We start from the raw sequence: 13,329 nt of genomic DNA, 5'->3' as shown, positions 1-13,329 counted from the left end.
CCCTATGAAAAATTCTCTGTTCTTACTTCTTTTTTTATGTTTTATTCCTTGCGTTTCGCAAACCTTAAAAATAGACGAATTAACATCAGATGATTACCTCTCTGATTTGTCTTTATTAAATCAACTTATAAAAAAACAACATCCAAACCCTTATAAAATAATCTCTGAAAAAGAGCAGTTAAAGGAAAAAAAACAGGCTATAGCTCTATTAAAAAAAACGCCTTCATATCCTAATTTCCTAAAATGTATCAATAGAATTGGTGATGGGCATTTGGCATACGGTCCCCCTGATGAGTTTACTTACGACATGATCGAAAATTCATCTTTTTTTCCTTTCCCTGTATTTGTTAAAGACAATAGAATATTTACCAATATAAAGAGCAAAATACTTCCTTATGGTACAGAAATAACCAGGATTCAAAATATTGCTACACAAGAATTAGTAGACAGAATGAATAAACATATTCATGGAGATAATTATAATGTGACCAAAACGGCATCAGAACTTACTTCTTCGTTCCCTTTGTACTTCTCTAATCTTATTGAGAGAAACCCAAAAACATTTAAAATCGAATATTTAGATATAAAGACCAAAGATGTAAAAACGATAACCTTACCCTCTATCGATTATTACGAACTATATAGAATAGAGAAGCTATCTATTTTACCTATTAATAAATTAGAAAAGGAGAGTACCATACACCCTCATTATTATAAAGAGAAAAAATTTGGTGTGCTCACCGTAAATACTTTCGATCTTACAGAAACTTATGCGTATGATGAGTTTAGCAAGTTTTTTAAGCGTATTAATAAAGAAAAATACAGTAACATTGCTATTGATCTAAGAAATAACGGAGGAGGTAACCCAAATATAGCTGCTTTGTTATTTTCATTTATTACGGATTCTAGTTTTAAAAATGTATTTAATTATAGAGCTTCTAGTATTAAAATTGAAAAAGAAAACTTGCTTAACGATTATGGTAATCCAGTCGGAGAAGATGAAATACGAGGTTTTGAAAACTTCTTATATCAAAGGTTTAACGAAACAAAAGACAGCCTCTATATTGGTAATGATCGACTAAAGGAAGGAGTGTTAGAAAATTTCCCTGCAGATAAAGACAATTTTAAAGGTAATGTATATCTAATTGTAGGTGGGCAAACTTTTTCTGCTGCTGTTTATTTTGCTAAACTATTTAAAGATCACAATAGAGGAAAAATTATTGGAGAAGAAACCGGAGGTAATGAAAATTCAACCTTTGCAGGGTATTTTTTAACTTATAAACTCCCAAAAACAAAATTACAGGTAAGAATTCCAATAACAGAGTTATTTTTTGACAAGAACGCAACATCAAAACATGGAATTATACCAGACAATAAAATTCCTATACAAAAATATTTAGAGTACTCTCATTTGGAAAAAGATCCCGAAATACAATTTTTATTTGATACGTATTTACATTAAAACAAGTAGTATTTATCACATCATAGAGTTAGAACAAAAGTCTGATTCTATGGTGTGATCCAAAAAAAACCTCTCAAAATCATCAGTTTATATATAGATTCACCGTTATACAAAATCAAAATAACAATTAATATGTATAGATTTTCATAATTGTAAATCTATGAAACCATAACAAAGCATTTCAAATAGTAATGATTATATTCAGAGTCCAAACTCTGATGTAGTTTTTTTATCAAATAATTTTAAAAAAATGTTAGTATGGGTATTTACTTTCGTCTAAGAGTCCATATAAAACTGTTACCATGATTCAGAATCTTTGTATCCTTTTATTTATGTTTTCCCTTACCGGAAATCAGGTTACTACAAAAGAATACCATTATGAATACTATCCTAATGGTATACTTAAAGCTGAAGGGTGGAAATTAGGAGAGTACAAAGTAGATTTTTGGCATTTTTATCATCCTAACGGAAAAGTATCAAAAGAAGGACATTTCAGAAATAATAAAAAAAACGGATACTGGTATTTTTATTCAGAAAACAGTAAATTATTGAAAGAAGGGCATTTTGTAAACGATAAAGCTGAAAAATGGTGGATTATTTACGATATTGCAGCCGAAATAACTCGAAAATATCAATATAAAAATAATAAAAAAGAAGGATACTGTCTATTGTATAAAAACAACAAACTTTTTAAAGCCGAACGCTATATCAATGATAAGAAGACCGGTGAATGGACTGATATTTTTAGTTTTAAAAGAGACAATCCTAACGCTTCCTTATAAATGCCTCCCATTATAAACGTAATCATACCTGCTTTTAACGAAGAAGATTCCATAGCACATGTAATCAAAGAAATACCAGATATCGTTTCTGAAGTTATTGTGGTAAGTAATAGCTCTACAGATCAAACCGAAAATGTTGCAAAAAAAGCAGGAGCAACAGTGCTGCAAGAAAAGCAAAAAGGATATGGTTATGCATGCCTGAAAGGAATGGAGTATATAGCATCAAAAGATGCAAAACCAGATATCATTGTATTTTTAGATGGTGATTATAGTGACTATCCTGCAGAGCTTACTCATATAGTTGCACCTATTATAGAACAAAATATGGATTTAGTTATAGGATCTAGAGTCAAACACTTACGTGAATCTGGATCGATGACATCTCCTCAAATTTTCGGAAACTGGTTGGCTACAGGACTAATGAAACTTTTTTTTGGTGCAAAATTTACAGATCTCGGACCTTTTAGAGCCATTAAGTATGATAAACTATTAGCCCTTGAGATGGTTGATAAAACCTATGGTTGGACAGTAGAAATGCAATTAAAAGTGTTAAAGAAACGTTATAATTATACCGAAGTCCCAGTACATTACAAAAAGAGAATTGGCGTCTCAAAAGTTTCAGGAACCATAAAAGGTGCTATATTTGCAGGCGTTAAGATTTTAAGTTGGATTTTTAAATATAGCTTTACGTAATGGATATTGCTATCATCATAACCTACACACTAGCCTTACTAATCATATTTATGTATAGTTTGGCACAGCTCAATCTGCTTTTCAACTATCTAAAGTCTCGAAAACAAGCTGATACTTCGCCAACTTTTGATTTTTCTAAAAAAGAAGAAATTCCACATGTAACGGTTCAGCTACCGGTATTTAATGAACTATATGTAATGGATCGTTTACTGGATAACATTGCCGAACTTGATTATCCAAAAGACAAATTAGAGATTCAAGTCCTGGACGATTCTACAGACGAGTCTGTTATTACTACAGCAAAACATATAGAAAAGCTGCAACAAATAGGCTTAGACATAAAACACATTTGTCGTGAAGATCGAACCGGATTTAAGGCCGGAGCTCTAAAAGAAGGACTTAAGATTGCCAAAGGTGAGTTTATAGCTATTTTTGATGCAGATTTTTTACCTGGTAAGAATTGGTTACTGCAAACTATCCCATATTTTAAAGATCAAAATATAGGTGTGGTACAAACCCGATGGGGACATATTAATAGAGATTACTCGATGCTTACCAAAATTCAGGCATTTGCTTTGGATTTTCATTTTACTATGGAGCAGGTAGGTCGTAATTATAAAGATCACTTTATTAATTTTAATGGTACAGCTGGTGTTTGGAGAAAAACCTGTATTGAAGATGCCGGAAACTGGCAAGGAGATACGTTAACCGAAGATCTCGACCTAAGTTATAGGGCACAATTAAAAAAGTGGAAGTTTAAATACCTAGAAGAGGTAGAGACTCCTGCAGAATTACCCGTGGTTATTAGTGCAGCCAGATCACAACAATTTAGATGGAATAAAGGTGCCGCAGAGAACTTCCAGAAGTTATACTGGAAAATGCTTAGGGATAAAACCGTTCCTTTTAAAACTAAATTTCATAGCTTTTTTCACTTATTAAACAGTAGCATGTTCTTATTAGTATTATTGGTTGCCGTATTAAGCGTTCCGGTAATGTATATTAAGAATAGTAATCCATTATTTAGCTGGTATTTTAATGTCATTGCATTTTTTGCCTTAAGTACAGTCATATTTTTCTTTTGCTATTGGTTTACTTTTAAAAAGATTCATGGTAAAGGATTCTGGAATTTTATGGAATACATAAAAATGTTCTTCACCTTTTTCTCTATCGCAATGGGCTTCTCTGTTCATAATTCTATGGCAGTTCTCGAAGGACATTTTGGGAAAAAGAGTGAATTTATACGTACTCCAAAATTTAATATCAATACCCTAAAAGATTCCTGGAAAGGAAATAAATATGTAAGCAAGAACATCTCTGGAAACACCATTATAGAAGCATTACTCATGGGATATTTTGGTTTTGCTTTATACAGTGCTTTTAAGCTTCAGGATTTTGGGTTATTCTTGTTTCACATTATGCTATTTCTTGGATTTGGATTTGTATTCTTTAAATCTGTAACGTCTAAATTTTAATGTTTCGGCAATGGAAATATAACCGATTTTCCATTCTCCTTATTGTAGCTGGTTTACTTTTTTACTGGAGTTTTTCTTATCAGTTAGAACGAACAGATTTTATTAAAATGATCAGTCTTTGGGCTGCCTTATTTTTTGTTTCTTATAAAATTATTCATCTCAATCCTGGTAATTGGAAACTACTGGCCATTACAGCATTATTATTTCGGATAGTTTTTTTGTTTGCTATACCCAATTTATCGCAGGATTTTTATCGATTTATATGGGATGGACGTATGCTCCTCGAAGGCTTTAATCCTTACTTATCCCTTCCCGAGGTATGGATAACTCAAGGAGACGCTCCAATTGCACAAGCACAAGAGTTGTATACTGGTATGGGTACACTTAACGGAAGCCATTATACCAATTATCCTCCCGTAAGTCAGTTTTGCTATGTTATTGCAGCTTTATTTGCCAGTAAAAGTATTTTGGGATCTGCAATGGTATTTAGAATACTTATCATTTTAGCGGATATCGGTACTTTTTTCTTCGGAAGAAAATTATTACAATCATTTAATCTACCCGAAAAAAGAATCTTTTGGTATATACTTAATCCTTTTATCATTATAGAACTTACTGGCAATCTTCACTTTGAAGCTGTGATGGTATTTTTCATCATATGGTCATTATATCTTTTACATAAAGGCTATTGGTACTGGGCTGCTGTTGTTCTGGCACTTTCTGTTTCAGTGAAACTAATCCCTCTATTATTTTTACCTTTATTTTTTCAGAAATTTATTCTTAATAAACAAAAGAGTTTCAATACATCCAGTCTTACTATAGGATTGCCAAAATTAGTTGGCTTTTATAGTATCGTTATAGGCACATGCCTTCTAATTTTTGCTCCTTTCTTATCCGAAGAATTCTTAGCCAATTTCAGCAAAACAATCACCCTTTGGTTTCAGACTTTCGAATTTAATGCCAGTATTTATTTTATTATTCGCTGGATTGGATTTCAAGTTGTAGGATGGAATATTATTGAGACTACCGGTAAAATTTTACCCCTGGTAGTTATAGTAATTCTTTTAGGGTTAACCTTCTTTAAAAACAACCGAAGTACTCCACAACTAATTACAGCTATGCTTTTAGGTATTTGCGTCTACTATTTCTTATCAACCACGGTGCATCCCTGGTATATAGCGGTACCATTATCACTTTGTGTATTTACAAATTACAGATTTCCTATCATTTGGTCTTTTGTAGTTATTTTTAGTTATACCGCGTATCTTCATCCTGATTTCAAAGAAAACCTATGGATGGTAGGACTTGAGTATCTTTTTGTTTTTACTATCTTTAGTAAAGAGATTATAAAGGCCTATCAAAACAGAATCCATAATACAATAGAAAACAACTCATAAAAGCATATCAATTTTGAAAATTAATTTCAGGAAAATAGGTCGTAGATTTGCAAGATTTATAGTATTTATTGTTATTCTTATTCTTTCTGGATACCTGTTTTTATATCTAAGGCAAGAGCGTTTTTTCTTTAACCCAAAAATTTTGGAGAAAGATTACGTTTTTTCTTTTGATCAGCCTTTTGAAGAGATCAATATCGATGTAGAAAAGGATGTTGCTCTTAATGCTTTGCTTTTTAAAACAAATACCACCAGCAAAGGTCTTATTCTATATTTTCATGGTAATGCCGGGGCAATTCATGAATGGGGAACACGTGCTTCTTTATATACCGAAAACAAGTTTGACATTCTATTTGTCGATTACAGAGGCTACGGAAAAAGTGATAGTTTTTACGAAGAAGAATCAGAACTATATAACGATGCGCAAAAAGTCTATGATTATGCAAAGACACGATATGACGAAAAAAACATTATTGTTTTAGGCTTTTCTCTAGGAACAGGGTTTGCCGCTTATACTGCAGCAAATAACAACCCAAAACTTCTTATACTGGAAGCCCCGTACTATGCCTGGAATGATTTTATAGCAAGTATTGCTCCGGTACCCAAAATGCTTATCAATTATGAGATTCCTTCTTATAAATTCTTAAAAGAAGTGACCTGTCCTATTCGAATTTTTCACGGTACTCACGATTTTTTAATTAAACCAGAAGAAAATTCTAAACGACTTGAAGCATTATACCCAGATAAAATTAAACATACAATGATCAAGGGTGCTGGTCATAATGGTATCTATATCACAAAACAATACTATGATGAGCTCAAGAATCTGTTGGAGCGGTATTAATAAAGATTTATCTTAAAACAAACTCTCTTTAGTTTAAAACAAGTTTTGTAAAATTAAAGAAGTTATTACTCTACAAGATATCTTTTATTTTAAAACCTACATCATCCTAAGATTAATCACTTCTTGTTCTGTAAGTATTCTCCAGTGACCACGAGGTAGATCTTTTTTGGTTAATCCTGCAAAGATTACTCTATCTAATTTAACTACACTATAATTAAGGTGTTCAAAAAGCTTATGAATAATTCCATTTTTAGCAGATTGCAATTGAATCCCTATTTCGTTTTTAGACGCACCTTCTATATAAGAGATTTCATCTACATTTATAAAACCTTCTTCCAATTTGATTCCATTCTCTATTCTCTGAAGATCTTCAAATTTTAGGTTACGTTCTAATTCTACATGAAATATCTTACGAACTCCACTTTTATGATGTGTTAATTTCTTTTCTAAATCTACATCATTGGTAAAGAGTAATAATCCGGTTGTATTTCTTTCTAGTCTACCTACCGGTTTTAGTACAGATTTAGATGCATTTGCTACTAGATCCATTACTGTTTTAGTTTTCTCGGGACTAGTGCTCGTTACAAAACCTTTAGGTTTATTAAGTAGTACATACTCTTTTTTATAAGGGGTAATGAGTCTTCCATCAAACTTAACTTCATCGGTAAGTTTTACTTTATATCCCATTTCGGTAATGGGCTTACCATTTACCCATACACTTCCTGTTTTAATATATAAATCGGCGTCTCTTCTGGAGCAAACACCAGAATTAGCTACATATTTATTAAGTCTTATCTCATCAGAATCGGTGAGTTTTTTTGGTGCTGCATTACTAGCTTTTTTTGCTAATGCTTTACCTCTTACATAAGGTTTATTTCCATAATTAGATTTACCTTTATCATGTGCATTCGATTTACTCTTTCCTTTTCCTTCCTGTTTTCTGCTAGTTTTCCCTTTACCAGAATTATCTCCACGACTCATATCTTAAATTTTGTGCAAAGATAATTGTTTAAAGCATAGGTACAACAACTATTATTCATCAAACCGAACTGTACTTTGGCGCTTTCTATTTATATGTAATTGGGTCACATCTGGTCTCGAATAGTGTCCAACAGGGTCAAAATTCTGGCGCTCTTGTAACACTCTGCTAAAATCTAAAGTTTCGATTAACAATCCTTCTTTATGTAATACAGGCTCCATTACCCATTCTCCATCGGGACCTGCAATACATGAGCCTCCATTACCTAAAACATCAGGAGCTTTCTTTAAAATCTCATCCAAATGCGGCGTAGTTTTAGGAAAATCTTCGGTTCGCATCAAACTAGAAACCGAAATCACATACGAGCGAGATTCTCTGGCAATAAAACGAGTAATATCTTTGGTGTTATAATCACTACCTGGCCATACCGCTATGTGCAAATTTTCTCCTTGCCCATATAATGCTGCTCTGGGTAGGGGCATCCAATTTTCCCAACAGTTTAATCCTCCAACGGTAAAAGCCTTTAATGGGTGTACCAGCAATCCATTACCATCTCCCGGTGCCCAGGTTAGTCGTTCTTCGTATGTAGGTTGTAATTTACGGTGTACAGATCTAATCTCTCCCTTTTGATCAATGTATACTAATGATGCATATAAACTATGTCCTCCCCGATCCATCGGTCGCTCAATGATTCCTAAATATATTGCAATATTGTATTCGGCAGCAAGTTCACATATGGTATCTAAATCTCCATTTTCGATAACAATCGAATTCTGAGCATAATGTGCATGAATCTCTTTTTGAATCCTACTGTCGAATTTTGCACCGTCTGTTAATGACACCCAAAACGGATATCCTGGTAACAGCGACTCTCCAAAAACGATAAGCTCTGCTTTCTTAGAAGCTGCCTCAGTAATAGAATTTTCAATTTTTTTAATTGTAGCCGTTTTATCTAACCAAACCGGAGAGATTTGAGCTAATGCAACTGTTAGTAATTGATCTTTCATGAAAATGTATTAATAGTATGTATTTATTTCTAATGATCGCGTGCTTTTAAGAGATTTCCAAAATATGATTAACAAATAGTTAACATATAAAAAATTGATTTGCAACACATTAAACGTCATAAAAGTGATATGGTAAAACCTTAACTTAACCTTATGGTAACATTAAAATTCTATCAAAAACCTATAAATCGGCATTATTATGATACAAATATTAAGGATTTACTATTCTATAACCAATTTTATATCCATTCTTAAAAAGTAAACATATAAAAAGTATTTATTCTGCAAAGTTTAATTTACGTTAAAACATATGCCTTTTAACATAATCGTAATCATTGTAATACATTCTAATAAAATAAAAAACAAAAATAATGGAGTATTCGACTCTACATTTGTCCTGTACAATTAAAACAAATAATAGTTCAAGCTCAAATCTTAAAACACAAAAAAATGAAAAAGTTAACAATTTTATTCGCAGTATTCGTATTAGGGTCAACGCAAATTTTTGCTTCAAATAACCCTACTAATTCAGAACAACAATTAAGAAATCAAATAGCAACTCTTCTAGAAAACCCAGGGTTTAAAGTAGACAAACAACAACTTAAGGCTAATATCGAATTTACTTTAAATGGTGAAGGAGAGATTGTAGTATTAACTGTAGATTCGGAAGATCTTGATGTAGAAAGTTTTGTAAAATCAAGATTGAACTATAAGAAAGTAGATTCAAAAATATCAAACATAGGGAACAAAGTATTTAAGATTTCTTTAAAAATCTTAAAGTCAGAAGGAGTATAAACTTTCTGTCTATTCATGGATTAAGAAAGCAGTTGTATGTATTTACAGCTGCTTTTTTTTACCAAAGAATTCTATCCAGGATCATATGCACATCAATTAGAATAATACTAAATGTTCCTGCAACAATAATAAGTTTTAAAATATTGTGTAGCCAAACATAATGTGTTCTTCCCTTTGATCTCCATAAGCCAAGTAAAAATGCAAAAAGGAGTATGATACATGCATAAAAATACAGGTACATAAATCCTATCTCATATCGAGTGAGTAGTAAGTAAATAGGAACGCAAGAAGCCAGAACCAAAATGGTTACTATTCTTTTTGAGATCAACTCTCCATACACAATGGGTATCGTTTTATAGTTCTGGGCAAGGTCTCCTCTTAAATTTCCTAAATCTTTAATCATTTCTCTCATGATCAACATCAAAAACAAAAATGTTGCATGAACAAAAATAACTTCGTCAAAGTTTTTATAATAAATAAATACAGCAAAAAATGGAGTTATTGCTAATAGAGAAGCGATAATATTTCCAATAACAGGAAATTTCTTTAGTTTATGAGAATAGAACCATATCCCGAAAATATATAAAGAGAAAAAAATAACTGCTCTAAAAGAAACATAACTGGCACATACCACAGAGAGAAAATTAAGGACAAAATATCCCGTAAGTTTTGTACGTTGACTCACTAATCGATCCAGCATGGTCTTTTGTGGTCTATTAATTAGATCTTTTTCTTTATCATAAAAATTATTAATGATATACCCCGCTGCAATCACACCGGCAGAAGCCAATACAATAACAAATAGATTTGGATCCAGAATAACATGTCGTAATCTAATCTGAGGTGCTAAAATAAATATTGAGGTAAGATATTGTGCAAATACAATAATCAAGATATTATACCCTCTAACTACAGAAAATAAACTCAATAACTTGAGAAAAATGAGTTTATTTTTTCTGGTAAGCATAACAATGCTTATTAAAAATTGTAGACTACCTCTAACTTATAATCCTTAAGTGAAGCCTGTGCTTTATCAAAATCCTGCGTAAATCCTAAAATATAACCGCCGCCTCCAGAGCCACATAACTTAAGATAATAATCATTGGTTTCTATACCATGTTTCCATAAGGTGTGAAATTGCTTTGGTATCATTGGCTTAAAATTATCCAAAACCACGTGAGAAAGCTCTTTTATATTAAAGAATAGAGATTTAACATCTCCTTTTAAAAAATCATCTACACAAGCGTCTGTATATTTTACAAACTGGTTTTTGAGCATACTACGAAAGCCTTCTTGCTTCATGTTTTCCATAAAAATACTAACCATCGGGGCAGTTTCTCCAACTATACCGCTATCTAATAAGAAAACGGCACCTTTTTTATTCTCTACACTTTGTGAAGGAATTCCTGCAGGTTCGATATTATCTTTAGAATGAATAAGAATAGGTAGGCTAAGATAACTATTTAAAGGATCCAGTCCAGAACTCTTTCCGTGAAAGAAAGATTCCATAAGTCCAAAAATCTCTTTCAGTTTTAATAATTTATCTCGAGTAAGGTTTTCTAATACAGTAATTTTATTAGCTGCATATTTATCATAAATCGCCGCTACTAATGCACCACTACTTCCTACTCCATATCCTTGAGGAATACTACTATCAAAATACATCCCAGAATTGATATCTGAATGAAGTTTTTCAAAATCAAATTTCACAACTCCTTTATCTTGAATCTCTTCGAGATAGGTTGCAAAATTTTTAAGATTTTCATTGGATTGTATAGCCTCTTGATCAGGTGTTTCTGATACTTTTAATGCACCTTTAAAAAAATTATAAGGTATAGAAAGACCTTTAGAATCTTTAATAATACCATATTCTCCAAACAGAAGTATTTTAGAATAAAATAACGGTCCTTTCATCTATTCATTTATATTGTTTTAGAGGTTAGATAAAATCTTTGACGATTACAATAATCATTACTTTGCATGATTAAAGATTTTTTAATCGAGTTCATTTTATCATCTCTATAAATAGTTATATCTAAATTTGTCGCCTTACCAGGATAAAGTTACACTATTTTTGCACCTAATCCTATTTTGTCACAAATATACTGTCCATTCTGACAATACGCAACTAACTCGTTGGTAATGAAATCTAAAACTTGATTTTTTTCGGTATTTGGGTACAACACATGAACATTTGCTCCGGCATCTAGTGTAAAACAAACTTTTGATCCTGTTGTTGTGCGATATTCCCAAATTTTATGAATTACAGATAACGTATTAGGTTTCATTAATATAAAATAAGGTAAAGAAGTCATCATCATTGCATGTAGTGTCAACGCTTCACTTTCTACTATCTTGATAAAGGCGTCTAAATCCCCCGAAATTAATATCTCTTTTAATTTAGTAACATTGCCAGTTGCTTGTTCAAATCGTTTTTCTGCAAAAGGATGACCATACATTAGATTATGACCTACACTACTACTTATTTGTTTTTCTCCTTTATCAATTAATAAGATTGTATCCTGGTAATCATTAAAATTTTGATGAACCGGAAACGGAAACGGTATTGCATATGCATCACTACTCTGGTTTATATCTGAATGTTCTCCCCAAACGGTAACTGGTCCTTCTATACTTCGGCATGCACTACCAGAGCCCAAACGAGCCAAAAAAGAAGATTTTTGAAGGCATTCTGAATCTGAAATATCCGGGTTTATCTTTTTTTCTAACTGCATCAGGCAATATGCCAGTGCACTCATCCCACTAGCTGATGATGCAATCCCACTACTATGCGGAAATGTATTACTGGTTTCTATCCTGAACGTATATTGCTTTAGGAAAGGAAGATATTCTTGAGTTCTTTCAAAAAAACTTTGAATCTTAGGTTTAAAATCTGGTTTAGGTTTTCCTTCAAAAAAGAGTTCAAAATCAAAATCTTCTCCTGCATCATCTCGTCTTTTATATGCTAAACTTGTTGTTGTTTTACAATTATCCAACGTAAAGCTAATCGATGCGTTCTCAGGCAATTGCACAGGCCTTTTACCCCAATATTTAACTAGAGCAATATTACTGGGTGAGGTACAAGTTACTACACCTTCTTCGGGTAATTTTGAAACTATAGGTAAGGTAAATTCTGGATAATCCGACATAGTATACAATGATTTTAAGCAAAGATAAGTGTATCCTATATTTTAATCTGTTTTATGTATTAGAAAATCTGGTATAGGCCGAAATTATTTGAAACATTATTGCTTTATTTTATTTTTTAATTTAATTCAGGTATTATCGATAATCGTGCAATACTAAAATTAATAAAACACGAGTATGTGTTGTACTTTTAAAATTCTAATGAATAAAGCGAGTTTAAGCGCATGGGTAGTAAAAATAAATTGCTATTTTAGTACTGCGCTAACTTGTTTCAATGAAAAAAAAGTTATTTCGTATTGGTATTGCGGTATTGGTATGTGGTTTGATCGGATTTTTGAGTAGTATTGCTACCCAAACTTCTATTAATACGTGGTATGCTGCTTTAAATAAACCTTCTTTTACTCCACCAAATTGGATCTTTGGACCAATGTGGATTCTGCTGTATATTATGATGGGAATTGCGGCCGGAATTGTTTGGAGCAAAGGCTTTTATCATAAATGGGTAAAAACTGCGTTATATCACTTTGGATTTCAATTGTTACTCAATGCAGCGTGGTCTATTTTTTTCTTTGGACTACAAAATCCATTGATTGCATTATTGGATATAATTGCCCTATTTATCCTATTGCTGTTTACCATTAAATGGTTTACCGTAGTAAATTCTACCGCTGCCTACCTACTTATCCCTTATATTGTTTGGGTTGCTTTTGCGACTGCTTTAAATTTTGGCATATGGCAACTAAATTAAACCAGG

The 13,329-nt window shown here is 32.1% G+C and carries 13 protein-coding genes; 8 read left to right on the top strand and 5 right to left on the bottom strand.

What is annotated here, in order from left to right:
- Positions 1 to 4 precede the first annotated feature (4 nt).
- The 6 genes from DK441_RS07035 to DK441_RS07010 all read left to right on the top strand — a co-directional run bounded on the left by DK441_RS07035 (position 5) and on the right by DK441_RS07010 (position 6,647).
- Positions 5 to 1,462: a S41 family peptidase gene (locus DK441_RS07035; protein ID WP_109098090.1), complete on the top strand. Its 1,458-nt coding sequence runs from the start codon at positions 5 to 7 to the stop codon at positions 1,460 to 1,462.
- 302 nt (positions 1,463 to 1,764) lie between these two features.
- A complete protein-coding gene (locus DK441_RS07030) occupies positions 1,765 to 2,244 on the top strand; it encodes a toxin-antitoxin system YwqK family antitoxin (protein WP_160111975.1) in 480 nt (159 codons plus the stop codon).
- Entirely contained in the window at positions 2,245 to 2,937 is a 693-nt protein-coding gene (locus DK441_RS07025) for a glycosyltransferase family 2 protein (protein WP_109098088.1), read from the top strand.
- Positions 2,937 to 4,409 carry a cellulose synthase family protein gene (locus DK441_RS07020; RefSeq protein ID WP_109098087.1) on the top strand — a complete coding sequence of 491 codons (1,473 nt, stop codon included), beginning with the start codon at positions 2,937 to 2,939 and terminating at the stop codon, positions 4,407 to 4,409. The genes DK441_RS07025 and DK441_RS07020 overlap by 1 nt, the downstream gene beginning before the upstream one ends.
- A gap of 107 nt (positions 4,410 to 4,516) precedes the next feature.
- Positions 4,517 to 5,806 carry a mannosyltransferase gene (locus DK441_RS07015; protein WP_235015721.1) on the top strand — a complete coding sequence of 430 codons (1,290 nt, stop codon included), beginning with the start codon at positions 4,517 to 4,519 and terminating at the stop codon, positions 5,804 to 5,806.
- Positions 5,807 to 5,819: 13 nt separating this feature from the next.
- Entirely contained in the window at positions 5,820 to 6,647 is an 828-nt protein-coding gene (locus tag DK441_RS07010) for an alpha/beta hydrolase (protein WP_109098085.1), read from the top strand.
- Between the two features lie 96 nt (positions 6,648 to 6,743).
- Here DK441_RS07010 and DK441_RS07005 read toward each other — a convergent pair whose 3' ends face one another.
- Together DK441_RS07005 and DK441_RS07000 are read right to left on the bottom strand one after the other, a co-directional pair.
- Positions 6,744 to 7,628 carry a pseudouridine synthase gene (locus DK441_RS07005; RefSeq protein WP_109098084.1) on the bottom strand — a complete coding sequence of 295 codons (885 nt, stop codon included), beginning with the start codon at positions 7,626 to 7,628 and terminating at the stop codon, positions 6,744 to 6,746.
- A 51-nt stretch (positions 7,629 to 7,679) separates the two neighbouring features.
- Positions 7,680 to 8,633, bottom strand: coding sequence for a carbon-nitrogen hydrolase family protein (locus tag DK441_RS07000; RefSeq protein WP_109098083.1), 954 nt, complete (start codon positions 8,631 to 8,633; stop codon positions 7,680 to 7,682).
- A 450-nt stretch (positions 8,634 to 9,083) separates the two neighbouring features.
- Here DK441_RS07000 and DK441_RS06995 point away from each other — a divergent pair, with 450 nt between their 5' ends.
- Entirely contained in the window at positions 9,084 to 9,428 is a 345-nt protein-coding gene (locus tag DK441_RS06995; RefSeq protein ID WP_109098082.1) for a hypothetical protein, read from the top strand.
- Positions 9,429 to 9,486: 58 nt separating this feature from the next.
- Here DK441_RS06995 and DK441_RS06990 read toward each other — a convergent pair whose 3' ends face one another.
- The 3 genes from DK441_RS06990 to DK441_RS06980 form a co-directional block, all read right to left on the bottom strand.
- Positions 9,487 to 10,395, bottom strand: coding sequence for a geranylgeranylglycerol-phosphate geranylgeranyltransferase (locus DK441_RS06990; protein ID WP_109098081.1), 909 nt, complete (start codon positions 10,393 to 10,395; stop codon positions 9,487 to 9,489).
- Positions 10,396 to 10,406: 11 nt separating this feature from the next.
- Entirely contained in the window at positions 10,407 to 11,342 is a 936-nt protein-coding gene (locus DK441_RS06985; RefSeq protein ID WP_025663416.1) for a mevalonate kinase, read from the bottom strand.
- Positions 11,343 to 11,491: 149 nt separating this feature from the next.
- On the bottom strand, positions 11,492 to 12,577 hold the full coding sequence (locus DK441_RS06980; RefSeq protein WP_109098080.1) for a diphosphomevalonate/mevalonate 3,5-bisphosphate decarboxylase family protein: 1,086 nt from the start codon (positions 12,575 to 12,577) through the stop codon (positions 11,492 to 11,494).
- Positions 12,578 to 12,849: 272 nt separating this feature from the next.
- Here DK441_RS06980 and DK441_RS06975 point away from each other — a divergent pair, with 272 nt between their 5' ends.
- Complete coding sequence (locus DK441_RS06975; RefSeq protein ID WP_109098079.1) at positions 12,850 to 13,323, top strand: TspO/MBR family protein; 474 nt, start codon at positions 12,850 to 12,852, stop codon at positions 13,321 to 13,323.
- The last annotated feature ends 6 nt before the right edge of the window (positions 13,324 to 13,329 follow it).

It is taken from the genome of Aquimarina sp. AU58 (assembly GCF_900312745.1).
GTDB lineage: Bacteria > Bacteroidota > Bacteroidia > Flavobacteriales > Flavobacteriaceae > Aquimarina > Aquimarina spinulae.
This window is presented reverse-complemented; position numbering and strand designations above follow the sequence as displayed.